Annotated in this window: 25 protein-coding genes; 8 read left to right on the top strand and 17 right to left on the bottom strand. The window is 59.0% G+C overall.

Going from position 1 to position 25,356, the window contains the following annotated elements; genetic code table 11:
- Nucleotides 1-14: 14 nt before the first annotated feature.
- The 6 genes from FBZ97_RS11115 to FBZ97_RS11090 form a co-directional block, all read right to left on the bottom strand.
- Nucleotides 15-1,394, bottom strand: coding sequence for an FGGY family carbohydrate kinase (locus FBZ97_RS11115; RefSeq protein WP_145319418.1), 1,380 nt, complete (start codon nt 1,392-1,394; stop codon nt 15-17).
- Nucleotides 1,391-2,449, bottom strand: coding sequence for an ABC transporter permease (locus FBZ97_RS11110; RefSeq protein WP_145319416.1), 1,059 nt, complete (start codon nt 2,447-2,449; stop codon nt 1,391-1,393). Before FBZ97_RS11110 ends, FBZ97_RS11115 begins: the two co-directional genes overlap by 4 nt.
- Nucleotides 2,442-3,476 (bottom strand): ABC transporter permease, encoded by a 1,035-nt coding sequence (locus tag FBZ97_RS11105; protein ID WP_145319413.1) that lies wholly within the window; start codon nt 3,474-3,476, stop codon nt 2,442-2,444. The genes FBZ97_RS11110 and FBZ97_RS11105 overlap by 8 nt, the downstream gene beginning before the upstream one ends.
- Nucleotides 3,469-4,962, bottom strand: a complete 1,494-nt coding sequence (locus FBZ97_RS11100) for a sugar ABC transporter ATP-binding protein (RefSeq protein WP_145319411.1) — start codon at nt 4,960-4,962, stop codon at nt 3,469-3,471. Before FBZ97_RS11100 ends, FBZ97_RS11105 begins: the two co-directional genes overlap by 8 nt.
- 174 nt (nt 4,963-5,136) lie before the next feature.
- Nucleotides 5,137-6,144, bottom strand: a complete 1,008-nt coding sequence (locus FBZ97_RS11095; protein ID WP_113329390.1) for a substrate-binding domain-containing protein — start codon at nt 6,142-6,144, stop codon at nt 5,137-5,139.
- A complete protein-coding gene (locus FBZ97_RS11090) occupies nt 6,108-7,178 on the bottom strand; it encodes a LacI family DNA-binding transcriptional regulator (RefSeq protein WP_145319408.1) in 1,071 nt (356 codons plus the stop codon). Before FBZ97_RS11090 ends, FBZ97_RS11095 begins: the two co-directional genes overlap by 37 nt.
- Before the next feature lie 177 nt (nt 7,179-7,355).
- Between FBZ97_RS11090 and FBZ97_RS11085 the strand changes: the two genes are divergently transcribed.
- Nucleotides 7,356-8,252, top strand: coding sequence for a sugar phosphate isomerase/epimerase family protein (locus FBZ97_RS11085; RefSeq protein WP_145319405.1), 897 nt, complete (start codon nt 7,356-7,358; stop codon nt 8,250-8,252).
- Between the two features lie 58 nt (nt 8,253-8,310).
- On the opposite strand, the gene FBZ97_RS11080 is transcribed toward FBZ97_RS11085, so the two are convergent.
- From FBZ97_RS11080 to FBZ97_RS11055, 6 genes are all read right to left on the bottom strand, one after another.
- Nucleotides 8,311-9,078, bottom strand: a complete 768-nt coding sequence (locus tag FBZ97_RS11080) for a L,D-transpeptidase (RefSeq protein ID WP_145319403.1) — start codon at nt 9,076-9,078, stop codon at nt 8,311-8,313.
- A gap of 366 nt (nt 9,079-9,444) precedes the next feature.
- Nucleotides 9,445-10,785: a cyclopropane-fatty-acyl-phospholipid synthase family protein gene (locus tag FBZ97_RS11075; RefSeq protein WP_145319400.1), complete on the bottom strand. Its 1,341-nt coding sequence runs from the start codon at nt 10,783-10,785 to the stop codon at nt 9,445-9,447.
- A gap of 330 nt (nt 10,786-11,115) precedes the next feature.
- Complete coding sequence (locus FBZ97_RS11070; RefSeq protein ID WP_145319397.1) at nt 11,116-11,889, bottom strand: SDR family oxidoreductase; 774 nt, start codon at nt 11,887-11,889, stop codon at nt 11,116-11,118.
- A gap of 11 nt (nt 11,890-11,900) precedes the next feature.
- Nucleotides 11,901-12,626: an SDR family oxidoreductase gene (locus tag FBZ97_RS11065; protein WP_113329395.1), complete on the bottom strand. Its 726-nt coding sequence runs from the start codon at nt 12,624-12,626 to the stop codon at nt 11,901-11,903.
- A 183-nt stretch (nt 12,627-12,809) separates the two neighbouring features.
- The gene (locus FBZ97_RS11060) at nt 12,810-13,787 is read right to left on the bottom strand and encodes a sugar kinase (RefSeq protein ID WP_145319394.1); all 978 of its coding nucleotides are present in this window, start codon (nt 13,785-13,787) and stop codon (nt 12,810-12,812) included.
- 63 nt (nt 13,788-13,850) lie between these two features.
- Complete coding sequence (locus FBZ97_RS11055; RefSeq protein ID WP_145319391.1) at nt 13,851-14,126, bottom strand: hypothetical protein; 276 nt, start codon at nt 14,124-14,126, stop codon at nt 13,851-13,853.
- Nucleotides 14,127-14,191: 65 nt separating this feature from the next.
- Here FBZ97_RS11055 and FBZ97_RS11050 point away from each other — a divergent pair, with 65 nt between their 5' ends.
- On the top strand, nt 14,192-14,917 hold the full coding sequence (locus tag FBZ97_RS11050; RefSeq protein ID WP_145319389.1) for an SDR family oxidoreductase: 726 nt from the start codon (nt 14,192-14,194) through the stop codon (nt 14,915-14,917).
- 110 nt (nt 14,918-15,027) lie between these two features.
- Here FBZ97_RS11050 and FBZ97_RS11045 read toward each other — a convergent pair whose 3' ends face one another.
- Nucleotides 15,028-15,234 (bottom strand): hypothetical protein, encoded by a 207-nt coding sequence (locus FBZ97_RS11045; protein ID WP_233788556.1) that lies wholly within the window; start codon nt 15,232-15,234, stop codon nt 15,028-15,030.
- Nucleotides 15,235-15,453: 219 nt separating this feature from the next.
- Nucleotides 15,454-16,224 carry a hydratase gene (locus FBZ97_RS11040; protein ID WP_145319383.1) on the bottom strand — a complete coding sequence of 257 codons (771 nt, stop codon included), beginning with the start codon at nt 16,222-16,224 and terminating at the stop codon, nt 15,454-15,456.
- An 802-nt stretch (nt 16,225-17,026) separates the two neighbouring features.
- On the opposite strand from FBZ97_RS11040, the gene FBZ97_RS11035 reads away from it, so the two are divergent.
- The 3 genes from FBZ97_RS11035 (at nt 17,027) to FBZ97_RS11025 (ending at nt 19,660) form a co-directional block, all read left to right on the top strand.
- Entirely contained in the window at nt 17,027-18,070 is a 1,044-nt protein-coding gene (locus FBZ97_RS11035) for an AraC family transcriptional regulator (RefSeq protein WP_145319380.1), read from the top strand.
- Between the two features lie 156 nt (nt 18,071-18,226).
- Nucleotides 18,227-19,048, top strand: a complete 822-nt coding sequence (locus FBZ97_RS11030; RefSeq protein ID WP_145319377.1) for a sterol desaturase family protein — start codon at nt 18,227-18,229, stop codon at nt 19,046-19,048.
- A gap of 294 nt (nt 19,049-19,342) precedes the next feature.
- Nucleotides 19,343-19,660 (top strand): chemotaxis protein CheW, encoded by a 318-nt coding sequence (locus tag FBZ97_RS11025; RefSeq protein ID WP_246661735.1) that lies wholly within the window; start codon nt 19,343-19,345, stop codon nt 19,658-19,660.
- Nucleotides 19,661-19,944: 284 nt separating this feature from the next.
- Here FBZ97_RS11025 and FBZ97_RS34700 read toward each other — a convergent pair whose 3' ends face one another.
- On the bottom strand, nt 19,945-20,343 hold the full coding sequence (locus FBZ97_RS34700) for a hypothetical protein (RefSeq protein WP_246661734.1): 399 nt from the start codon (nt 20,341-20,343) through the stop codon (nt 19,945-19,947).
- 265 nt (nt 20,344-20,608) lie between these two features.
- Here FBZ97_RS34700 and FBZ97_RS11015 point away from each other — a divergent pair, with 265 nt between their 5' ends.
- Complete coding sequence (locus FBZ97_RS11015; RefSeq protein WP_145319371.1) at nt 20,609-21,007, top strand: DUF1236 domain-containing protein; 399 nt, start codon at nt 20,609-20,611, stop codon at nt 21,005-21,007.
- Between the two features lie 383 nt (nt 21,008-21,390).
- Here the strand turns inward: FBZ97_RS11015 and FBZ97_RS11005 are convergent, their stop codons facing one another.
- Nucleotides 21,391-22,044, bottom strand: coding sequence for a hypothetical protein (locus FBZ97_RS11005; RefSeq protein ID WP_145319368.1), 654 nt, complete (start codon nt 22,042-22,044; stop codon nt 21,391-21,393).
- A gap of 284 nt (nt 22,045-22,328) precedes the next feature.
- Here FBZ97_RS11005 and FBZ97_RS11000 point away from each other — a divergent pair, with 284 nt between their 5' ends.
- On the top strand, nt 22,329-23,762 hold the full coding sequence (locus FBZ97_RS11000) for a sensor histidine kinase (RefSeq protein WP_145319365.1): 1,434 nt from the start codon (nt 22,329-22,331) through the stop codon (nt 23,760-23,762).
- Complete coding sequence (locus FBZ97_RS10995; RefSeq protein ID WP_145319362.1) at nt 23,759-24,403, top strand: response regulator transcription factor; 645 nt, start codon at nt 23,759-23,761, stop codon at nt 24,401-24,403. The genes FBZ97_RS11000 and FBZ97_RS10995 overlap by 4 nt, the downstream gene beginning before the upstream one ends.
- On the opposite strand, the gene FBZ97_RS34375 is transcribed toward FBZ97_RS10995, so the two are convergent.
- Complete coding sequence (locus tag FBZ97_RS34375; RefSeq protein ID WP_156090753.1) at nt 24,397-24,915, bottom strand: hypothetical protein; 519 nt, start codon at nt 24,913-24,915, stop codon at nt 24,397-24,399. The two genes, FBZ97_RS10995 and FBZ97_RS34375, sit on opposite strands and share 7 nt — an antisense overlap.
- Nucleotides 24,916-25,356: the final 441 nt, after the last annotated feature.

The raw sequence follows: 25,356 nt of genomic DNA, 5'->3' as shown, positions 1-25,356 counted from the left end.
AAGTCGTCACGATCTCACTCCATTGTCTTGATCAGGGTTTGCCAGCGTTGCCGGTAGGATGAAAGTTCGGGAAGGCTGGAGATATCGGGGGCTTCGGCCGCCAGCGCTGCAGGTGAGGCACGCTTTTCATGGGATGCCAGCATGGCGGCGCCAGTCGCCGTTCCGGTCGTACTGCGGCTGACGAGCACGCGTCGATTATGCAGGAAGGCCGCGACGATGGCGCCATAAAGGGGATCGACGACGAAATTGCCGTCCAGCACGACCGTCTCCGTAGGCGGAAGGTCCTGAATGCAGGCGGCTGTCAGCAGCGCCGAATAGAGCACTGCGAGCGTGAACCGGACGCCTTCCTCCTCCGCGAGAGGGCCTTCGAGACGGCCGCGGTGGGCCGTGCCGGGAAAGAGCCCGTCGTCCGAGCCGAATGTCGGAAGTGCAAAGGTACCTGACGCCACGATCCTCCGAAGGGCCTGCAACGAGGCGGGACCCGAAGCCTTTGCGGCGACGGTCGAAAACTCCCGACCGCCCATAGTCAGCATACCCGGTGTCGGGTTTCCGAAGACATCGGCATTGCAGGAATGGCCGGGTCGCTCGACGCTGAAATCGACATCGCCGCGATCGCTCAATGCAACGATCCAGGTACCTGTGGAGACAACGGTAAAATCAGACACATCGGCCGCCTGATAACGGTATAGATTGGCCGAGGAATCATGCACGCCGCATAGGATACGCGTCGTCGCTTTCAGGCCGCATCGCTCAGCAAGCTCAGGCTTCAGCGGGCCGAGCGTTTCCCATGCCCGCCGCATCGGCGGCATGAGACGCTGCCATCCGCGGCTTGCAACGAGCGATGCCGGCCGGCCATCGGCCGATGCCCACAGATGAGATTGCGCCGCCAGGCTCGTCACCTCGCTTGCCAGCACGCCGGACAGGCGAAACGCCCAATATTGCGGCGTGGCGAGATAGGCGCTGGCCGCGGCAAAGGTCTCCGGCCAATACATTTCCTGCCACAGCATCTGCCGCGCGAGATGCGCCGCGCCCAGCATGATGGCGCTTGCCCTCTCGCGATAGGAGCCGGCAATTGACCTGTACCGCGCATCGACATCTGCGGGGATCGGCTGCTCATAGTCGATCATCGGCATTGCAGCACCTTGTCGGTCGACCAGCACGCCGCCGGACCCATGCGCGCAGGTAATGATCGCGCCTATATCGTGCCTGCGTCCCAGCTCCGTCAGGCTATCGATGAGCCAGTCTTCCAGACTGTCGAGATCGTGATGGCGGTAGGGCGGACCATCCTTCACGATATTCGGCGTCGACAGCGCTTCTAATACGCGGCCGTCATCCGTTGCCGCCGACAGCTTCACATTCGTCTTGCCGATGTCGAAAACCGCAACGATGCTCATTTTGGACCGAAGAAACGTGTCGGCAGCAGCCACATCAGGTAGGGCCGAGCCGTCTGAACCGCAGCGACGAAGATGAGAATGCCGCCCCATATCGCAACAGTCAGGTAATTGCTGAGGCCGAACTGATTGAAGCCAGAGGAGATGACCTGCAGGATCGCCAGCGCCAGCATCAACCCGCCGGCCGTGCCGAAGCCGCCGAAGGGATCGACGCCGCCAAGCACAGCCGCAAGGATCGTCACCAGCAGATAGGATTGCGCATAATCCGCGCTTGCCGAATTGAACGTCGCCAGCATGACCAGGGCGGCGAAGAAGCAGATCAGGCTCGACATGGCATAGACGCCAACCAGAACCCGGCGCGTATCGATCGCCGAATAGCGCGCCGCCTCAATATTGGAACCTATCATGGCGCAGGCGATGCCGAAGGCGGTACGTCGCAATATGAGGCTGACGATGACAGCAACCACGATCAGCAGCAGGAAGATCAGCGGCACTCCTACTATCGTCGTCGTCCCGATGCGGCTGAAGCCGTCCGGTATGCCAGACAGTGCCATGCCGCGGGTCAGATAGATGCTGATGCCGTCGATCAGCGATTTCGTGCCGAGCGTGATGAGGATGGGGTGAACGCCGGTATAGGCAATGAGCGTGCCAGTGATAAGGCCGATGAGCAGGCAAAGCACAAGGCCGGCCAGAAGCGCCAGTATGATCACGGCGAGCGCCGCTCCCGTGCCGCTATCGGGCGTGATCAGGCTCTGCATGATGAAGGCCATCAGCAGCGCGCATTGGTTGGTCGTCGCGATGATCGCAAGATTGAGGCCGCCCGTGATCAACGGCGCCATCATCGCCAGCGACAGAAGGCCCAGCAGCGGCAGCTGGTACATGAAGGATTGCAGCGTGCCGAGTGAGGCAAAATTCGGAATGAACAGGGAGAAGCCGGCAACCAGAAAGACCAGAAGGACGGCAAGCCCGGTGGGGGCACCGGGAATGCCTGTCCGCATACGCGTCATCAGGTCTGCCAGGCTGTTGTTGATGTTATAGAGAAGCGGAGGCTCAGCCATTGGACGACGCTCCCGCGATGATGCGATGGCGGCGGCCCGGCCGCGAGCTGATAACGGTGATCGAGGTCGAGACCAGAATGGTGATGCCGATGACGATCTGGAAGAAATAGGAGGAGACGCCGAGCAGATTGAGCCCATTCTGCAGCACGGCCAGAAGCACGATGCCGAGCAGCACGCCGGGCACGGTGCCGATGCCGCCGGTTAGACTGGCACCTCCAAGGACAGCGGCGGACAGTACCGCAAGCTCCGTATTGTACATGGCGTTGGGCACGCTTTCGCCGACCCGATGGGCCTGCAGCAGGCCGGCAACCGCCGCCATCAGCCCGAGATAGCCATAGGCGACGAATTGCAGCCGGCCGATGTTCATGCCGATGCGCCGTGCAGCCTCCGCATTACCGCCCATTGCGTAGAGCTGCCGCCCGACCGATGAGCGCGTCATCCATGCCCAGGTGAACAGGGTCACCACCACCATGGCGACGATCGGCAACGTCACGCGAACGATGTCGCCCGATGCCGTTTCCATGCGCCAGAAGACGATGCGGTTCGTCCACCAATCCGGCAACGTATAAATCGACTTGCCACCGGAAAAATACATCAGCAGCGAGAAACTGACACTCATCATGGCGATCGTGGCGATGATCGAGGTGATGCGTACATAATGAACCAGAAGTGCATTCAGGCAGCCCAGGCCAACGCCGATCGCCAGGCCAAAACCGATAACGATGGGCGCGGAGAAGCCGAACTGCGTTGCCAGCAGCGCCGCACAATATTGCGCTACGGAGGCGGTTGCCGCGAAGGATATGTCGATGCCGCCCGAAACCAGCACGACGAAGAGGCCCATCGCCATGATCGCCTGCACGGAATAGGTTTCGAGCAGATCGATAATATTGGCGAGCGTCAGGAAATCGCGCGCCGTCAGGGAAAAGACGATCACGACCACGGCAATGACGGCCAGAAGCCACGCTTCGGGACGCCGCTTCAATTGCGCGACAAAGGATGGTCCGGCCGTTTGACTGTGCTCACGCATAGATGCGCTCCTTCATGTTGGCCTCGCTGACGTCGCCCGGCACCGCTTCGCCGACGATGCGGCCGGCGCGCATGTGCAGGATGCGATCGCAGGTCGCAAAGAGCTCGGAGACCTCGTCGGAGATGAGGATGATGGCGACGCCCTGGCGGGCCAGTTCGGCCACCACATCATAGATGCCCTGCTTGTTCTTGATGTCGACGCCGACTGTCGGGGAATCGAGGATCAGCACCTTCGGCCGCGTCGCAAGCCACTTCGCCAGCACGACACGTTGCTGATTGCCGCCCGAAAGGGTCTGCACGGCACGATCGGCCGAGGGAACCTTGATGGCGAGCCGCTTGATCCAATCCTCGGCGAGTTGCCTGCGGGATTTATCGGGAATGAGCCCCAGCCGGTTTGCCATGCCCCGCATGATCGCGAGCATGATGTTGTCGCCGATCGACTGCTGCAGGATGACGCCGAGGCTCAGACGATCCTCGGAGACATAGGCGATACCCGCGCGTACGGCATCACGATTGGAGCGAAGCACAAGCTCCCTGCCCTCAAGACGAATGCTGCCGCTTTCGGCCCGATGCATGCCGAACAGCGTCAGTGCAAGCTCGGTGCGGCCCGATCCCAGCAATCCGGAGATGCCGAGCACCTCACCGCGGCGCAGAGTGAAATCGATATCGGCAAACTCACCGCGGCGCGACAGACCATGGACTTCCAGAATAGGCGCCGCCTCACCCATATTGCGGGCAACGATCGCGTGATCGATATCGAGCCCCGTCATCAGATGAGCGATCTTCTTTTCATTCATTTGATCGGCGGGCCAGGTGCCGACCTTGCGGCCGTCGCGCATGACAGTGACCCGCTCGGCGATCTCGACGACTTCGTCGAGCCGGTGGGAAACGAAGACGACGGCGATACCGTCCGCCTTGAGCCGTCCGACGATCCCCAAGAGGCGGTCGACCTCGGCCCGCGTCAGCGACGCTGTCGGTTCGTCCATGAAAATCAGTCGTGCCTCGGCTGCTAGGCCACGTGCGATCGCGACGATCTGGCGCTCGGCCACCGAAAGATCGGAAACCACGAGATCGAGGTTGAGCGCAAAGCCGAGCCTGGCAAGGACAGCGCTTGCCTTCTCCCGCATTCGCTTCCAGTTGACCGGTTTTACCAGCCGGTCGAGATGACTTTCGATGGCGATATTTTCAACAACGGACAGGTTGGGAAACAGAGACAGGTCCTGGAAAATCACCTGAATTCCCAGAGCCTTGGCGCGTGCTGGATCAAGCGGAAGAACAGCCTCGCCCTCGATTTCGATCATACCCGCCGAAGGCGGATGCACGCCGGCCACGGTCTTGATGAGGGTCGACTTGCCGCAGCCGTTTTCGCCGACCAGGCAATGAATCTCGCCAGACCGCACGTCCCAGTCGATCTCTTCCAATGCGCGCACGCCGCCGAACCGTTTGGACAGTCCGGTCAAACGCAGAAACGGAATTTCGTCGCTCATCGAGCCACTCCGATTGCCATGAATCGGCCGGCGGCGGCTTGAAGCCTGCCGCCGGCCCTCGGGAGGAACAGTCGGAGCTTTTCCGCTTTTCTTCTCATCGCGGAAAAGCTCTATCCTCTTGGTTCCTTACGCATTCCTGACGGAAAACCGCTGCGCACTTTTCCCGGAAATGCTTTAGAGACCAAGCGCTACGAGCCGGTCGATATTTTCCTTATCGAGCGACTCGAGCTTCTGGGCCTGGATGAGTTTCTTGTCTGGATAGACACGCACCTTGCCGACGCCGGTCAGCTCCATATTGTCGGTGGGCTCCTTGCCAGCCGCCAGCAGGGAGGCGAGCTGAACGAAGATTTCGCCCGCCGTCATCGGATTCCAGATGAAGCCACCACGGATGGTGCCAGACTTGACGTATTTGACGCCCTGCCCCGGAGAGAAGCCGCCGACGAGCGCGATCGACTTCGCCTTTTCGCGATCGTCGAGAACGCGCGCCGCACCGATCGGACCTTGCGAGCCGAATGTCAGGATGCCCTTGAGATCCGGATGAGCGCGAAGCTGGTCCTGCGTGGTCTTGATGCTGTCATCCAGGCTCTCGGCCACGCCGAAGCGGTCGCCGAGCATTTCCATCTTCGGGTACTTCTGCTTCTGATAGGCGATCGCGGCATCGGCCCAGGCATTATGCAGGGGAACCGTCAGCGAACCGACATAGACGATATATTTGCCTTCTTCACCCATCTGCTTGGCAAGCAGGTCCATATGGGCCTGGCCATAGCCTTCGATGGTCGTCAGCTCGAAGTCCCAATCGGCTTCCTTCTGGTTCGGCCCTTCATGGGCCAGCACCTTGATGCCTGCGGCCCGCGCACGGCCGAGAACGGGATCGAGGGCAGCGGAGTCGTTCGGCACGATGCCGATGACAGCGACCTTGCGGGCGATCAGATCTTCGATCGCACGCACCTGCTGGGCGGCATCGGCCTGCGTCGGCCCGACCATCCAGGCGTTGGCCTTGTATTCCGGTGCCGCCTTCTTGATGCCGACTTCCATGGCATTGAACCATGGAATGCCGCCAATCTTGACCACGACGCCGACTTGCGGCTCGGCCGCCTGTGCGACGCCGATCGTGCCGCCCAGAGTGCCGGCGACGACAGCTCCACCTATTCCGGCGAGTAGGGTTCGTCTTGTAACTTCCATTTTTCTCCTCCCAGTTTCGTGTTACCCGCCTCCTCAAGCGGGCTCCGCGGCGTCGAACCGCGGATCTCGACGGCGCAGCGCAGGCGCCGCGTAACCGGCTTTCCTCCGGAGCCGGTCATGCGTCGCAACAACAGCGCCCAGGCCTGCTCGGCCATTTCCTCAACGGGCTGGCGCACCGCCGTAATGCCGGGTGCGACCAGCCTCATCCATTCCATCTCGTCGAAGCTCGCAAAGGCGAGATCGCCGGGCACGGAAAGCCCGATCTCCGCTATGGTGCGGTACGTCAGAAGCGTCGTGCCGTGGTCGAGCGAAAACAGCGCGCCAGGCAAAGGGCGCTGACGCAGACGCTCCTCAAGGCGCTGCGCGCCATTGGCATCATCTATGCCGATTTCCAGCATTTCGACATGCATACGGCCGGCCGCTGCGCGCACGCCCTCCCAGCGTTCGCGAACATTGGTGATCGAAAGACTGCTGCCCAGAACCAGGCAATCACCATAACCCTGCCTGTCGAGATGGGCGGCGATCGCGCCGGCAGCCGGGCCATTGTCGACCGCGATCAAATCGAAGCCGGTCGCATCGGGTATACGGTCGGCCAATACCACCGGCGCAAAGAAGCCGTTCGGCAAGCGTTCCCCAAAGGCGCCATCACAGGGGATGACAATCAGGCCGGCCGGACGCCATGAGCGGATCTTGCGCAGCCGGTCGGCCTCTTCCTCGGCATTGTTGCGCGCGGAGACGACCACCAGATCGTAATCGTCGAGGCGCGCCAGATGCTCCAGCGTGGAAACGAAGGAGGCAAACATCGGATTGGTGAGATCCGGCACCACGACACCGGCAAGCTGTGCCTTGCGCGAGCGCAGCCGCGATGCGCCGAGATCGACGACATAGCCAAGCTCACGCACCGCGTCGTTCACGCGCCTGGCGAAATCCGGAGAGACCGTGGGTTTGCCATTGAGGACGTTCGAAACGGTCGCTACCGAGACGCCTGCTTTGTCGGCCACCATCTTGATGGAAGGGGTTCGCGATTTCGACATTCTGCCCTCCCTTCAACAATCTCAGATTGATAATACGAAAATCCTGGTGAAACGTTTTATTGTAAGCTATACCAGCATAGATGCGGTGTCAACGTGAGCGTTTCTAAGTATAAAACGATTCATGTCTTTCGCATTGCAGCAATGTTTTTTTGCATCCACGAAATCGGGAGGACGAGCATGAACAAACTGGGAGTTCACGCGCTGGTATGGGAGGCCGGCTGGAGCCGCGACGAATGCGCCCGCGCAATCGCAAACAGCGCCGAGGTGGGTTACGATTTCATCGAGGCACCAGCGCTCGACCCAAGCCTGATCGATCCGGAATTCACCCGCCGGCAGCTGGAGAAGAACGGCATCGGTGTTAACTTCTCGCTTGGTCTCGATTTTGAAACCGATATCTCAAGCGGCGACAAGGAGAAGGGTCGGCGCGGCAAGGAAAGGTTGGAACAGGCGATCGCCGTCTGCCGCGATTGCGGCGGCGAATATATCGGCGGCATTCTGCATTCCGCTTTCGGCAAATATAGCGAGCCGACGACAGCTGCCGGCGTCACGCAATCGGTCGATATCCTGCGCCAGGTGGCCGAAACGGCGGCGAAAAGCAACATCACGCTAGTGCTGGAGGTGGTAAACCGCTACGAATCCAACGTGCTGAACACGGCTGCCCAGGCGGTAGAGATGTGCAAGCGCATCGGCATGCCGAACGTGAAGGTGCATCTCGATGTCTATCACATGAATATCGAGGAATCCGATATTCAAGCCGCCATTCTCGAAACCGGCGATTATCTCGGCTATTTCCATACCGGCGATTCCCATCGCGGCTATATGGGCTCGGGCACGATCGATCTTACCGGCGTTTTCAGGGCTCTCGTCCGTTCCGGCTACCAGGGACCGATCACCTTCGAATCCTTCTCCTCCCGCGTTGTCGGCCAGCCGCTCGAAGGCATTCTCGGCATCTGGCGCAACCTCTGGGATGATGGCCGCGACCTTGCCGAACATGCGCTGATGTATACGAAGGCGCAGCTCAAGGCCGCGCAGGAGGCCCAGCGTCAAAGCCAGCAGCGCAGCCGTCTTCCGTGATACGGCACTCCATCGTGCCGAAGCATCGGCTCCCGCCTATCGAGGGAGCCGATTTCGCTCAGGCAGAAATCGCCTTGCTTTGAAGCGGCGCCTGATGAACGACGATGCGCGCGTGGTATGGAATGCGTTCGTAGAGGTCGATGACGTCCTGATTGATCAGGCGAACACAGCCGGACGACGCTGCCTTGCCGATCGAGCGCCATTCCGGTGAACCATGCAGACGATAGAGCGTGTCCTTGCCATTCTGGAAGATATAGAGCGCGCGGGCACCCAGCGGATTCTTGATTCCCGGATCCATGCCACCATTGGCAACCGAATATTTCGCGAGTTCCGGCTTGCGGGCAATCATGTCGCCCGGCGGCTTCCAGCGCGGCCAATGCTGGCGCCAATGGATGATCCCTTCGCCCTGCCATGCAAAGCCGTCGCGACCGATGCCGACACCGTAGCGCATGGCCGTGCCGCCGCGCTCCACGACATAGAGAAATCTCGACGCCGTATCCACGACGACTGTACCGGGCGCCTCGCCGGTCGGATCGGGAACGCGCTGCCGATAAAACTTCGGGTCCAGCTTTCGGTAGGGAACCGCCGGAATGACATGACCGCCATCAACCACAGACGCATAGCGCGCTTCGAGCTCGGGATCTGGAGTAATAATGTTCTGAGGCTCTGCCGCCATGGGAACGACGGGCGGCATACGAACCGGAGCTGCAATGGGAGTTGGAACCGGGGCGGTGGTGGCACAGCCCGCAAGCGCTGCCGTCGCAGAGATAGACCCCAGCATGAATGCCCGCCGGGAAAGAGTCTTTTCATTCTTGGTTGAGCGCATTCCTGTCCTAACAAACCCCGTATATTGATATCGCCTTCTTCGACGGATGAGGCCGAAAGAGGCGACGTGTCTCATCATTAAGTGGTGATGACCTCATAGCCACTCGGGACCTGTGATGACAAGTTCGCCAATACCATGACCCTGCAAACTCAATCGACGAGTGTGGGCCAGAAGCCACAGCGATCTTGTGTTTCCGCGAGTGTATTGGGCGATTGCCGCCTTACCGATGCGCAAACGTGCTGATTGCACGGAGGCACTTGCTCGCCGCGACATTGCGATATGTATCGGCTAGATATTGAAGGAATGGCTGGACAGGACATTGTATCCCATGTCCTGCCAATCCTCATGCCGGGCTGCAAGTGGTTTCTAAAGGTTCCGCGAGGATTCGCCTCCGGATTGATTTTGCTGGCGGGATTTGCGCTCGTCATGCAAGGTCAGATCTCGCCTTGCCCGCGCGCTCGCAGCTTCGATCGGCCCTGCCCTCCCTTGCTCGGCAATGACAGCCCGCGCCCGCTCGATATCGACCATATAGTCACGGGCCAACGGCAGAGCGGAAACGTTCTTCGTCAGTTGCAGTTGCCAGTTCATGTGACCCATACGCCGGAAGGCAAGTTCGGACCCGACAAGATAGAATTCGAACATCCGACAGAACCGCTCGTCATAGAGTTTTGCCAGGGTGCTTCTGTTCTTCATGAAGCGGTCGCGCCACTGCTCGAGTGTCTTGGCATAATGGAGGCGCAGGATTTCGATGTCGGTCGTCCAGAGACCGGATTTTTCGACCACGGACAGGACCTCGGAGACCGCCGGCGAATAGCCGCCAGGGAAGATATATTTCGCGATCCACGGATTCGTGCTGCCGGGACCATCAGCCCGACCGATTGCATGGATCAGCGCGACACCGTCCTCCTTGAGCACGGAGCGGATCTTGTCGAAGAAAGTCTTGTAATGGTTGATGCCCACATGCTCGAACATGCCGACCGAGACGACGCGGTCGACGGGACGCGTCCAGGAGCGATAATCCAGCAGTTCGAACGTGACCATATGCTCCAGCCCGGCATCCTTCGCGCGGGCTCGTGCGGCCAGCAATTGCTCTTCCGAAAGCGTAAGACCCGTCACCCGAGCACCGAACTCCCTGGCGAGATAGAGCGCCATGCCGCCCCATCCACAGCCGATGTCCAGAACCTCGAGGCCCGGGCGGTCGAGCATGAGTTTCGATGCGATATGCCGCTTCTTCTTGAGCTGCGCTTCCTCCAGGGTCTCGTCGCCGACCGGGAAATAGGCGCAGGAATATTGCCGGTCTTCATCCAGCATCAAGGAGTAGAGCCGCGCATCGAGATCGTAATGATGCGCGACATTGCGCTTCGAGCGACCGGCGAAATTCAATTGATCGAGATTTCGGCGCAGCCAGCGGACCTTTTCCATCAGCTTCTCGAAGGGATGGCTCCCGCCTTCCATCATGTTGAGGGCGAGCAAGTCCACCATCTCGTAAAGATCGCCGGAAGCCGGTTCGACTTCACCGTCCATATAGGCCTCGCCCAGCGCCAGAGCCGGATTGAGGAGCAGACGGCGTTTTGCACGGGCGGTGTTGATTTTCATCGCTGCACGCGGTTCCGATCCCGTACCGAAACTGCGCGTGGAACCGTCCGGAAAAGTGACCGTGAGCGTTCCGATTTTGATCAAGCGGGAAAGAGCTGCTTCTAGGAACATGACAACTACCTGTTTATCGTTTCCTTGACGGTGATCTCCTGGCCTGAGGGGTGGCGAAGAATCCCGTACCGGTATCGAAAGCGTACTACTTAATCTGGTAAAATATCCAGATCATTTGCGACATCAAGGTTGAGTAAGCTCAAACGCGCCTACAAGGATGCTCGCCCCCTCCGCAGGATCACTGCTTCGGCTATATATAGCCAGCCGGCTGCCGGAATGTGAGACCTCTCCCGGCGGCAAAGGGTGCGCGACAGCCGAATGCAAGCCGTATAGCATCGCCTCTGCCGAGCAGCATTACGCGGAGGGAATGCACTCCGACGCGGGACACACCTACCAGCAGGTGAAGCCGGCGTCCACGTTGACGATCGCGCCCGTCATCAGGCTGGCAGCGCCCGATGCAAGGAAGAGAACCGCGCTGGCGACTTCCTCTGGCGTTCCCATCCGCCCCATCGGCGTATCGGCAAGCCAGACCGGAATGCGTTCATGATTGGCCTCGACCGCCATCACCATGGGCGTTTCAATATAGGTAGGAGCCACGGCATTCACCCGGACGCCATGCTCCGCCCATTCCGCCGCCATCGACCGTGTGAGATGATGGACCGCCGCTTTGGAGACGTTGTATGGCGTCTGTGGTTGCGGCCTATTGCAGATGATTCCGGACATCGAACCGAGATTGACGATGGCGCCGCGTTTCTGAGCAATCATGTGGCGGCCGAAGGCGCGCGAGCACCAGAAAACGCCATTGACATTGACATCCATCATTCGCAGCCAATCGGCGTCGCTGACATCCTGCGAGGGTATGCCGCTCTGACCGATCCCAGCATTGTTCACCAGGATCGTCGCGGCTCTGCCGCCATCGACGAGTTCCGTGGCGATCGCCTCCATTCTCGCGGAGTCCGTGACATCGCCGATCCGTACATCGATGTCGTAACCCTTCTCCCGTAAAGCGAGAGCTCCCCGTGCGTCGGCCTCGTCACGCTCGATGACGACGACTGCAGCGCCAGCTTCAGCCAGTGCCTCTACGCAGCAAAGGCCGATGGCGCGGCCACCGCCCGTAACCACAGCCCGCTCGCCATCGAGCCGGAATTTCTCCTGATAACCCATGGCTTTGCTCCTCAAATATCGAAGGCGCTCGGCAGAACCACGACGTCGCGGATCGTCACGTTGCGCGGACGTGTCAGCATGAACATGATGGCATCTGCGACTTCCTTGGGCTCGATCAAGGCGCCGGCCTCCTTGGCCTTGCGCAGGTTTTCTTCGGGCCAGTCGGCGAGCAAGGCACTGATGACCGGGCCCGGAGAGACAGAACCGACTCGAACACCGCTCTTCAGAAGCTGGCGCCGCATGGCCTGGACAAAGCTGGTCATTGCCCATTTCGAGGGCGAATAGACGGGCTCCCAAGGAATGGCCGAATGGCCTGCGACCGAACTCGTGACGATGATATCGCCCGTACCGCGCCCAATCATATGCGGCGCGACGGTACGGACATTCTTGATGACGACATTGACGTTGAGGTTAAGCATCCTGTCTATGGCGTCGAGATTGGCTTCCACCAGATCACCGCCAATATAGGTGCCGGCATTCGCATGAAAGATGTCGAGATGATCGACCTTGGCAAGGATGCCCTCCAGCAGCCCGGCGCACTGCTCCGCGTCGAGCAGATCGACGACAAGCGGAATGGCAAGTTCGCCCAGGCGCTCGCACACCGATGCCAATGCTCTCTCATCGCGATCGATCAAGACGACCTTCGCTCCCGCCGCAATCATGGCCTCGCTCGAGGCGAGCCCGATCCCCGATGCCGCACCGGTCACCGCGGCGATTTTCCCCTTCAATTCGTCCATGGTCTCCTCCTCCTTGGATTAAAACAGCTATCATTTACCGGCACTGCAGACCGGGTATTCATTGGCAAAGCTCGAGACAGTCTGCGACATCCACAGTGCGATCAGGTCAATCGCGCCTATGGAGCGGCCGTCGTCGAACCACCTGGACCTCCAAACCCGCCCCTTCGACGGAACGGATCCGCATCAGGAACGTCTTTCCGTGGTTGCGATGAACGCGTCGAGTTGCTCTCGGGTGCCGGCCCCCTCCATCGGACCGACGACTGTGACATTGCGGGCACCCGCCGCAGCCGCATAGGTCAGGGCGTCTGCTGCCGGCATGCCGAGCCGTCGGCAAGTGAGGTAGGCGCCACCGAAGCAATCGCCAGCACCCGTCGGATCGATTTCCGCGACGATGAAGGCCGGCGCATCGATGCGCTCGCCTTCCCTGCTGTAATAAGTCGCGCCATCAGCCCCGCGCTTCAGCACGATTTCCTTGACGCCGATTTCAAACAGGCGGCGGATCGCATTGGTTTCGCCCTCGACGCCGGCCGCGCGCTCAAGCTCCTCCCCGGAGGGCAGCAGCAGATCGGCCATAGCCACGAGCCGGGCAAACCGCCGTTCGGTCGCCTCGTCGAGCTTGAGTTCCTTGCGAATGTTCGGATCGACGGAAAGCGTGCCGCCGCGGGTCTTGACGATATCGACGGCCTTGTCGATCACCACACACGCGCTCGGAACGGATAGCGCCGAACCCATCACATGCAGGTGTCCGGCACGGTCGATGAGATTGCTGACGCCTTCGCTCCAGCCAAAGCGAGCAGCCGCTGACGTCGCGATATTATAGACGAAGTCGCGGGAACCGTCCTCGCGGTAGCGAACGAAGGCGCTGCCTGTCGGATAATCCGGATCGATGGATATTGCCGAGATATCGACGCCATCGCCCTTGAGCCTTTCGAGGTTCACGCGGCCGAAATCATCGGTGCCGACAGCGCCGATCATTGCCGCGCTGCCTCCAAGCCGACCGCACTGGGAAATGAAGATCGCCGGCGCGCCGCTCGCAAACGGTCCGACGAGCGGTTGTGCCTCCATGAAACCATTGCCGACCGTCGTGGCGACGATTTCCACGAGGATTTCCCCAACGCAGACCGTTGGGCCAAGCTGGTCGGGTGCCAGTACTGAACTCATTGCAATCCTGCTTTCGATACCTGTTGTTCTCAATCCGCGGCGGCGTGTCGTTGCGCTCCATCCTCATCGCAAGACTGATTGTTTTCCAGTAAAGAAATACTGGCGAAACATATATGCCGCGTTGAACGCCCGACCAGAAGCATTCTTCTCTTTCATGGCGATTTCAGCATTCGCAATGAATTCAATCATGATTCCAGCGGCTTGCGAGCGCGACCCTTCGACGCGGCAATTATGGATCGCCGGAACAGACGCCGTAGAATTCAGCGACTTGCGCTGTTTGCGGATGCCTCCGCCCGGCGAGAAATTCGGTTCGCTTCGGATAGAACGCTGCATTTTCATGTTGACCCCCGCCGCATTCGCATCTTCGATCGGGAAACAGGCAGGAGATCGAAGAGGAAGTTCCGATGAGTTTCGAAGGCAAGAGAGTGATCGTCACCGGCGCAGGCAAGGGCATCGGCCGAGTGACGACGGAAATGCTGATAAAGCGCGGCGCACATGTCGTGGCGCTGACCAGAAGCGCAGCGGACGTCGCTTCCTTGCGTGATGAACTGGGCTGCGAAGCCATTCAGGTCGATCTTGCCGACGCCGACAGAACACGTGAGGCAGCAATCGCTGCGCTTCCGGCAGATTATCTTGTTAACTGCGCAGGCACGACCGAGCTGCAGCCGTTCCTTGAGACCACGGTCGAAGCCTTCGACCATCTGCATGCGGTCAACACCCGCGCGCCGATGATCGTGGCCCAGGAATTCGCTCGCTCATTGATCGGCAGAAGCCTTCCCGGCGCAATCGTCAATGTCTCCTCCATTGCCGCCTTTATCGGCATACCGGATCATGCGTCCTATTGCGCATCGAAGGGCGGCCTGGACGGCCTGACGCGCGTGATGGCCAGGGAACTGGCGCCCAAGGGTATTCGCGTCAACGGCGTGCACCCGACGGTGACGCTGACACCGATGGCGGTCAAGGCATGGAGCGATCCCGAAAAGGCAGCACCCATGCGCGATCGCATTCCGGCCGGCCGCTTTGTCGAACCGGCAGAGGTTGCGGAGGTAATCCTTTTCTTGCTTTCCGACGCGGCGGCCATGGTGAACGGCATCTCCATGCCAATCGATGGCGGCTATATGATCGCCTGAGATCATATCCACGGCATCCTGATAGAGATCAAACACCCGATGGAAGCCGCCGAAGAGGCTGAGATATTCGACGGGGAGCTGATGCTATGGAACGCCTGGAAGGCTTGGCATCAGGCTGCCGCCTCATAGATCAGATCTGGCGCGACGATCCATTCTCCCTTCCTGAGCGTCAGGACGTCGAGCCTGCCTTCGCGATCCCGGACGGCAATGCCGACGAACCGGTAGCGGCTGCCGTTTCTATCCACGACGGCAGCCGAAATAGGTTTGCCGTTGACATAGCCGACAACAGGGCCTTCCTCCCTTGTTGCGGAAAGCATGAAATATTCGTGAGGAATGTTCCGACTGACCATCAGCTCCGATCCCCACGCTGAAGGGTCAGGCCCACACTCGCCCCAGCACCTTTCTGCGCGCGCGTGCGCTCACGCGTCGCTTGCTCAAGAGAGGATTTCGAGCGCGGACGCCTGTTCTTCTTGATCTCGACCACGAATGGCTTTCGCTGCGGCCGCATTATCCGTCCTTTCGACTTTTGATTCATTTTAATTGAAGACACATTCGACCTGGCCGAGCGGCCCGAAGTCGACGGCCAAATGCTGGCCGGCGCAGACCTGGAGGACCGCAGTGCAGGAGCCGGTCGCCACGATATCGCTCGGCTCGAGCCGCCTGCCATTTGCCGCAAGCGCCGCGGCAAGCCACGCAACCGCGTTCAGCGGATTGCCCATGACCGCCGACGAGCTGCCGGACACCATGGTCTGCCGAAACAGAAACGCCGTGACCTCGATTCTCGAAAGCGCGCCGATGTCCATATTTGCGGCATGGTCGCCGCAGAGCGTCGCGACATGCAGGCCAAAATCCGCAATCGCAGCGTTTGCGCCGGCAAACGCTCGCCGCGTCCGGCGGCCGACGACCCCGATTGCAGGGCGGCAGCTCATGACCGCCTCGGCCACGCTATCGAGGGAGATTTGCTCGCCTTCGTCCGGAAATGACCTCAGCATCGTGAAAACGAACTCGCTTTGTATTCCAATGGTTCCCGGCGGCAGACGAAAGCTTTGCGCCCTCTTTTGCAAGGCGGAAGACGGAATTTCTGAGTAGATCGGCCCCTTGAGGCCGAGCGTCCGGCAAGACAGAGCGCTCGTTCCCACAATCGCATAGCCCTTGCGCTCAAAGCCGAGTGCATCCTGCGCCGCGGCTTGGATGTCGTAAGCCTCATCTTCAGAGACGATCAGATCGAGCGGAAGATCGCAAAGTTCTTCGTGACGGCGACACTTCGCCAGAAGATCGGCTGTGGTATCCTTCAATTCGAAATACATCTTCGCGCTCCAATCTCGACAACTGGCTGTCACGCAAAAATGGCTCGACACGCATAGCCGTTCCATTCGGCGCAATGCGCGAAAAGATTAAAATCTCATAGTGATTGCTTTTTCTCGTTGAATGATATGTGGCATCCCGTCGTTCCGTGCCTTACCGCTGCCGCTTTGGCTGAGACCGCCAGGCGGCGAAGCGACGCTCGAAGTGGAAGCCGTATCGGTCAGGAGACTGCGGCAAGGACGCGGACGTCATGGCATCGAACAGCATAATGGGTGCGCGGTCCGAGAGCATCGAGCCGCAGCCGCTATGGCTTCAAAGCCGACATAGCCATATTGGATGCCATCGGCCGCAGCGTTTCAGATCGTCCTGCTGGCTATGACGCCAGGGTCCGCTCAGGATTTCTTGCGCGCGGCCTGAAGGCAATCCATCCACACCGCGACCGGGCAAGCGCAGGCGGATTCTGCCGGATCGTACAACGGGACCAACCAGTACCGGCAGAGCACCGAATGCACGATCGAGGCCGACGCTAAGGAGAATCGGCCTGCTTGTCTGCGTCCATTTTTGAACGCACCTATGTTGTTTCGCTCCTCTGCTCACGGTATCCGGGAAAGGAGGTCACAGAGTTTTGGCGCGAATAGGAGAAGCGGATAAGGTAGCGGGATCCAGCGAAATTGACCGTCCTCGTTCCGGGCGGCGCCCCTCCCCAGGATTTTGATGACCTCAATCATGTTTGAGGTCGCCGCGCAGTGTATCTTTCGGCATGATCGGCTGGAAAATCGCTGCCAATCCTTCACGAACCGATCAATGCTCTTCATTCCATTTCCATTTGTCGTCGCCATTTTGCTCGTCGTTCTCTTTGCAGCCGTAAAGGCTCGAGACGATGAAGCACCACCCAATTTGCCTTTCCAGGCACTGATCCTTCTCAGTGCGTTTCAATCCACGCTTTCCGGTCTGCGATGGGGCTATGCCGTTCAGCCCGCCATGTATATCATGCCGGTGGCGGCCGCGATGGTGGCACCACTTACCTATCTCGGCGTCTCCAGACTGGTGCGCAAAAGCTCGCTCTCCCCACTTGAGCAGATCAGCCTGCATGCGCTGCCGGCAGGGCTCATTATCGTGCTGATCGCGGTGTGGCGCGACGCGATCGATATCGCCATCGTACTGATCGACATCGGCTATGCCGCGGCGATCCTGCTTCTCATGCGCTCGGGCACGGACGCGCTTCGCCTCGCGCCATTCGAAAATGCCGGTCCGACCTATCGGGCCGTCCTCTTTGCTGCCGGCGCTCTTCTTTTGTCGGCGATGGTCGATATCTTCATCTGGCTGGACTTCGCCTGGGCCGGTGGTGAATATGCGTTGAAGGTCATCAGCCTCGGAAATCTCGTGGGACTGGCCATCCTGGCCACGGCCGCCGCTGCAGCCAGCCGCAGCCACGCGCCCATCGACAAGGGAGGGGCTGTCCTGCCGCCTGAAATCCTGCAGGACACCCAGACGCTTGATGCCATACAGACGCTGATGAAGGAGAGGCACGCCTATCGCGATGTCGATCTCAATCTCGACCGGCTGGCGCGCAAGCTTGCGATTCCCGCCCGGCAGATTTCCACAGCCATCAACCGCGCGACCGGCAAAAACGTCTCGCAATATGTCAACGAGTACCGGATCGCGGAAGCTTGCACGCTGCTGGCCGAAACCGGGAAGCCGGTGACGGAAATCATGTTCGATGTCGGCTTTCAGACCAAGTCGAACTTCAATCGCGAGTTCCGGCGCGTCACTGATACCACACCGCTCGAATGGCGCGACAGGTCGCGCAGGTCCGTCAAGTCCACGGCCGCACCACAGGCTGAGTGAATCGCGCTCGGGCACAATCCGGAACGTGTTTAACCTCTCTCCAATCCGGCCGGCATGGCTTTAACCAGTTTTTAATCATCAAGTTGAAGCAACCGCCATTCCCGGATAAAGGGAGGATATCGCTTCCTCCGTCGTTCCGTGGATAGCAAATTGACAATGGAAAATTTGCTTCAATTGCTTGATTTCATGGAGGAGTACACCGATCGCATCCTTCCGGTCGCGTTCCTGTTGCTCGCCGCAGAGATCATCTTTCCGAAGTCTCGCTATACCTATGTATCGAGACTTCGCGGCGCCATCTTCTGCGTGACGAACATCCTCATAACCAAGGCAAGCCTGACACTCTTCTACTGGTTTTGGGCGGGCATCGGCATAAAGCCGCTGTTTGCGATCGACCTAACATTCCTCTCGAAGTTTTCGAATGCATGGCCACTCCATCTGCTGGGCGCCATAGCTGCTTCTTTTCTCGTTCTGCAGGTCAGCGAGTTCTTCTACTATTGGTTCCACAGGCTACAGCATAGCAATAGCTTCTTCTGGCGCTTCCATGCCGAGCATCATTCGCTCGAGGAAATGAGCGCCTTCAACAGCAACCACCATTTCAGCGAGGAGATCTTCAGGATTCCGTTTCTGATCATTCCCGTCTCGCTGCTCTTCGATTTCAAACAGGACTATGTTCCCTGGATCTGGGTGTTCTTCGTGCGCTGGCAAGGCTATTTCGAGCATAGCTCGACGCGACTGAATCTGGGCTGGGTTCGTTACGTCTTTCCCGACAATCGCTTTCACCGTATTCACCATTCGGTCGAGCGACAGCACTTCAACAAGAATTTCGGCAGCGGCTCGACGATCTGGGACATTCTGTTCGGGACCGCCTATTATCCGAAGGCCACGGAATGGCCCGATGTCGGCTTGCCCAATATCCGGGAGCCGCAAAACTTGACCGAATTTCTCGTCCGACCGTTTCGACGCAGCAGACATAGCTAGAACGCCGGCTGTTTCAATTCCAGGATTTTCCTCACACTTTCAGCCCAATGCTCGGTCTAAAAACGCGCCTTCGTTAGAATTTTAGATAAACCTAAAAGCGGTCATCAAGACCACGGCTCTACCATCGACGTGTCTGGCCGGACAAGGTTCGGCGGCACCATGACAGTGCCAAGGCATGCTGGAATGAGTTTCGCCTCAGACGATTGCACTTTTGAATGGGGAGTCCCGAAGGGGACAAAGTGCTCAATGCCTCTGTCAGCATTTCTTCGTCGCCATGCAGCGATGGCAGTCCGCGTGCATGACACCTTATGTACGTTCATCGACGGCACGATTGTCGCCCGGGCGGATAATTGGCGCCCAGTTCGCGAGAGCGACGATACGCGCCGCGCGCTCGGTCATACCTCATATCGTGGCGAATTGGTGCCGGTCTACGATCTGGCGACGAAGATGGGCAACAAGCCCTCAAGGAGCTGTGAAATCGCCATCATCAAGACGACTGGCGGCTACGTCGCATTTCTGATCGACGAATTCATCGGCAGCACGTCGGCGGCGAGCGAAGCCATCCGCCTTTCGGAACTCGACATTTTTGGCCGCGAGCGTGTAGCCGTATAGCGTCGCTTTCCTGATGCCAAAGAAGGCGGCTGGGAACGCGCTACCGCAAGCCATGAAGAAAGTCATCTCCTCGCAGGAGCCACCTGCCGCACTTTCTGTACACTATGACCAGCCGCGGCCGAATTCCGGAACAGATTTTCAACATGGCGCACGACTGAAGCATGCACGCCCTCATGTCGCAGCAATAACGGCCAATCTCGGAAATATTTTCTCCATACTTCACTTAAATTGGCAGATCCAGCAATCGCAAGGGGCTTCGTTACCAGATATTGTCGATCAAGGTACTAGACATTCGGAATTCGACGGACATAAACTTGATAGATGAACGCGTGCCAGAAAAAGAGAGCGATCATGGCCTTGATCTCAACCGGAACGGCCACGTCGATGCTGACGGCTCTCCCTTGGATATGGAGCCGATGAATGCTGTATGATCCAAACATATCCCGATCGCGCTGGCCGCTGCCGTTTCGCCGGCAGTCATGGGAGACATTGGTTGGTTTGGTCTCCGTAATCCTGCTGGTCGGGATCATATGTGCAAACCTGCCGAGCACCTGGACCACGGAGCGAAACGTATCAATGGCTTCTTCGAGCCGCGCCGCACATTGACGGATTGAGATCGCTCCGCCGGGAATGCGCGGCGATCGCAAGCCTTTGTCGGATTGGCTTCCTGTATCCGTCGACATCCAGTAGCCGGTTCCGGCATTGCGAACAGAGGGCTGCAGGCAGTCAATCTCTGTATTCCATCACCGGAATCAGCTTTGAGCGTGATGAATTTCCGCATATTCCCGATGAGGACCGTCCGCGTGAGGCTTTGGTCCAACGCATCATGCGACCCCCGCCCCAATGCCACTCGACTGAAGCCCAAGGAAAGGAACCGACTGCGCCGAAGCTCTGTTTTACCGACAGCTCCGTCAATGACGGACGAAGAGAAGGTGAAAGGAGATTCTGATGAAAACGAAAGTACTTAGTGTTGCGGCACTCGCGCTTGGCCTGACCGCCGGATGTGCCTTTGCCCAATCGTCGACCGTCACCGGCGCTGCAGGTGGCGCGGTCACCGGAGCCGTTGTCGGTGGTCCGGTCGGGGCCGCCGTGGGCGGCGTGGCTGGCGCCATTGTCGGCACCGCCATCGATCCGCCGCCTCAGAAGGTGGTCACCTATGTCCGCGAACAGCCCTTGCCTGAAGAGGGCACGATCGTCCACGAGAGAGTGGTCGTCGGCAAGCCCCTACCGGACACTGTCGTTGTTCGCACAGTTCCGCAGAATCCGCGATATGCCTATGCAGTCGTCAACCACGAGCGCGTGATCGTCGAGCCTTCCTCACGCAAGGTTATCCAGATTCTGAACTAACCATTGTGGGGAGCGGGAAGCCGCTCTCCACCCTTCCCCCCTGTTCCCCATGGGCGACCGAAACGAGAAAGCGGCCGGTCTGCAGCGCTACCCGAAGCTCCGAGTTTTTCACAGTGGCTTCCACAGGCAGCACCCCTTGCGCACCATATTCTAAACTTGGCCGCCTGCATCACGCAGCAAATTGCCTATCGCCGGATCGAGCAGCGTCTGGGGCGGAAGGCCCGACCCGGCGATAGAGCCGGTGGGCGGACCGGCTAGGGAAAGGCGTGCATCGACGCCAAACTCGTGAACCCAAACTTGTGAGAGATGATCGCAGAAACCTCGTGTCGCAAAGTGCCCGGCGACCGGCATGCTCACCTCAAGACGCTGCTGGTACAGCGCCTTCAATTGACAGTCGCCGCACTGCTCTCGGAGGGTGCCGCGGCTTCGGATTTCCTTTCCAGGGCATCACGGACTTCGGCGATTTTGCCGCTGTTTGTTCCGATGCCGAGAATGCTCTTTGCTTCAGCGAGTGTCTGGTCCGTCACCGGCTTGTTCGATAGCTGCGCGAGCGCCGAACGCAGGGCGTTGTCGCTGAGGGCCGGATCCGTCGGCACAGCCGTCGTTCCATATTGCATTTCGAATTCCGCATATGCCTTTACATAGGCCGAGAGCGCCGCCATCTTGGGGTCTTTCGAGTTCAAGTAGGCGTGATAGTCTCTCCTGAGCGAACTAAGCCTGCCTTCGTCGGGCTTCGAAACATGCGTCTTCGAGCTTGCACGATGGGCTTTGGAATGTTTGTCCGGGTGATGAGCCTGCAATGACGATGAGGCAGCCTGCGCAGTCGCCGCGTTCGTCGACGTGCTGCTTGAATCGTCGCTCTCGGACTTTTCATGACCGGAATTTCCTTCGCCATGGCCGCCGCCATTACCATTACCGCCGCCGTTTCCGCCCTTGGCGAATGCCGTCTGCATGAAACCTACCGTAGCTCCTCCCATGGGAGCGACTGCAAGCACCAGGCCGAGACTTGTTGCACCGATTATGGAACGGATTTTCATGCGCATTTCCTTCATAAAGCGTCCACCACTCGCAGCAGCGGCCGTATCCAGCAAATCACTGCGCACTAGAATATTGCCGAAATCCCAGGTTTCTACATGGGTCCGACCTATGCTTTGAGCATTAGGACCATTGTCTGATTGATCCTGCCCGATGGTCCCTTAGATTGTGCGCGCCGGATAGCAATACCCTCTTCACGGGACGAGGCGACCGGTGCCAACGTTGTAACAGTTGACACTCCATCCCACTGGGATAGCTATACAGGGTTGGGAGATCAGTGCTGATTATGCCAGTTCTGCGAGCAAACCATAAATACAAACTATCTCTGGCAAGTCTTATCGAACGCTGGAACTCCCAATCTTTGGCCAGACAGTTCCTGCTCGCCGGCGGCCTCGTCGCGCTCTGTGCGATGCTCGTGGTCGGCTCTTTCGTTGCCGCCCTCATCGAGAATGCGGTGACGCGCAATTCTGCGGCGACGACGGCGCTCTATGTCGACAGCGTTATCGCCCCGCTTCTGCCGGATATGCAAACCACCCAGGCTCTCGACGATACCGTCACCCGCGCTCTTGACGAAACGCTCGGCCAGGGCGCGCTTGGCACACGGCTGTTTTCGTTCCGATTATGGCGTAATGACGGGACGATCCTCTACTCCAACAACAAGGATCTTTCCGGAAAGCGATTTCCACTTTCCGATAGCTTGAAGGCGGCTTTCTCCGGCCGGATGGTCGCCAAATTCAACCGGATCGACGATGTGGAAAGCGTCGCCGAACGCAATAGCGGCAAACCGCTCCTGGAAATCTACAATCCCGTACTACAGCCCTGGTCGGGCAAAGTCGTCGCCGTTTCCGAATTTTACGAGATTGCCAACGATTTCGAAGGGAGTCTCACTCAGGCCCGCCTGCTGAGCTGGCTTGTCGTTGCCTTGTTCACTCTGACATTCTTCGCTCTTCTGTCGATCATCGTCCTGCGTGGCAGCCGCACCATCGACAATCAGCGCAAGGCGCTCAACGGCCGCATCGGCGAACTGTCGACGCTTCTTCAACAGAATGAGGCGTTGCGAGCCCGCGTTCAACGCGCGACCCAGCGTGCGGCCGCGCTAAACGAGAGCTATTTGCGCCGTATCGGCGCCGACCTGCATGACGGCCCCGCCCAATTGGTCGCCTATGCCTCCTTGCGGTTGGACAGCCAGACCCTCATCAGCTCCACCACCTCGCCAGAGGAGCGCGAGGCGTCGCTGCAGACCATCAAATCCAGCCTTGACGACGCCATGACCGAAATCAGGAGCGTCTGCAGCGGCCTGATGCTACCGCACATCGAGACGGACAATCTGACCGATCTTTTGAAACGGGCAATCCGTGCCCACGAACAGCGCACAGGCGTCGCCGTTGCGCTGATGGTCGCGACAACGCCGACAGACCTTTCGACCTCCGCAAAAATATGTGTCTATCGCTTTGTGCAGGAAGCCTTGAACAACGGTTATCGCCACGCCGGCGGAATCGGGCAAAAGGTCGTGCAGACATTCCAAGACGGCCAGATCGTGATCGAGGTTGCCGATGAAGGGCCGGGATTTGACCCGAAGGAGGTCGGCCCGCAAAAGCTTGGCCTTGCCGGCCTCAGGGACCGGGTCGAAAGTCTCGGCGGTATTTTTCAACTTTTGTCGTCGAACCGGGGAACCATCGTTCGCATGTCCCTGAACATCGAGGAAATGGAGCAGGCATGACAGCTACAATCAGTTTGGCGGTCGTAGACGACCACCCTCTCTTCAGGGAGGGCGTTATCCGGAGCCTGACCGAAATGGATGGGTTCAGTATTGTGGGTGAGGGCAGCAGCAGGGAGGATGCGCTGCGCATAGCAGCGGAACACCGCCCGGATATCCTGCTGCTCGACATTTCCATGCCGGGTGGAGGGCTGGATGCCATCTCTCTCATCCTTGAGCAGATACCCGATCAGAAGATCGTGATGCTGACAGTCTCCGAGGCAAGCGACGATGTCATGGCGGCGCTCAAGAGCGGCGCGAAAGGCTATGTTCTTAAAGGCGTTGGCTCACGGACCCTCGCCGATATCCTTCGCAGCATTGCTGCGGGTGACAGCTATGTCGCACCGACGCTATCGGCGCGTCTGATCTCGGATAACGGATCTGGTGCCCAGATCAATCCCTTCAGCGCATTGACGGAGCGCGAGCGGGAGGTCCTTGAACTGGCTTCCGCCGGATTGAGCAACAAACATATCGGGCTAAAGCTTGATCTGCATGAAAAGACCATCAAGCATCACATGACCCAGATCTTCGCCAAGCTGGAAGTGAGCAACAGAACGGAAGCTGCGATGGCGTTCAGGGATGAACTCGAAAGGCGCCGTCAGTGAAGGAACGCTTTAAGCCGCTGCTCGTCGGCGATCGTCGCATTGCGGTTGACGATGGTGCGGCCCTTTGAATCCTTCATCACATACCGCCCGCTCTTTATATTTTCGCTCATGCCATCCTTGTGTTGAACGGTAATCGATCCATCGTCATCATCGGAGGATTGGTCGGAATCGACCTGGCTTTGGGTAGCGCTCTTGGTTGCGGATGAACGGCCATTGGCATTACCGTTTCCGTTGCCATTGTTGCCGTTTCCATTTCCATTCCCATTGCCGCTGTTGCCGTTCCCACCTCCATTGCCGCTGTTGCCACCGCCGTTCCCGTTGCCTCCCCCATTGCCGTTTCCGCCGCCGTTACCATTGCCACCGCCATTGCCGTTACCCCCTTTTGCCTCCACTATTTGTTGTGCAAATATCGCGGAAGCGCCGTGAATTTTAATGGTGTAGGGGAGTGCTGTGCTGACCATAGTCAACAACAGGCATGGCAAAGCAGCAATGAGCTTTCGACGCAATGACACCTACGGCCTCCTGAGGCTCCGGTTGGCTTCGGCGACGAATGTTCGTCGCTCCCTGGCCTGAAAGCGCCGCCATTTATCGCCGACTGGCAAATATCTCTGATCCCATATCAAATCGCCGCAACACCGCGAGGGGTCAAGTCTTATCAAACGGAGAGACCTCTGCTTGGACTTCAGCAATCGAAACCAAGACCTTTCGCCGGGATATCGTCAGACTAACGTCCAGGAAGGAGCTGGACCGAAGCCCAATTGCATGATTGCATTATTGAAAACGACTTCCTCTGGTCGATATGACTGCGGATACGCCGACGCCTTGCCAATGCAAAATGCCATGGTTGGGAACCCAATAGTGCCCTTGCAAAAATTGGCACTCAATATATCGATGCCCGCGCGATCGATCCGAAAAGAGGGGTACTGCGATGACCCAACACTGGAGGATATTCC

Origin of the sequence: Rhizobium sp. ERR 942, assembly GCF_007828395.1 — a bacterium.
GTDB lineage: Bacteria > Pseudomonadota > Alphaproteobacteria > Rhizobiales > Rhizobiaceae > Rhizobium > Rhizobium dioscoreae.
This window is presented reverse-complemented; position numbering and strand designations above follow the sequence as displayed.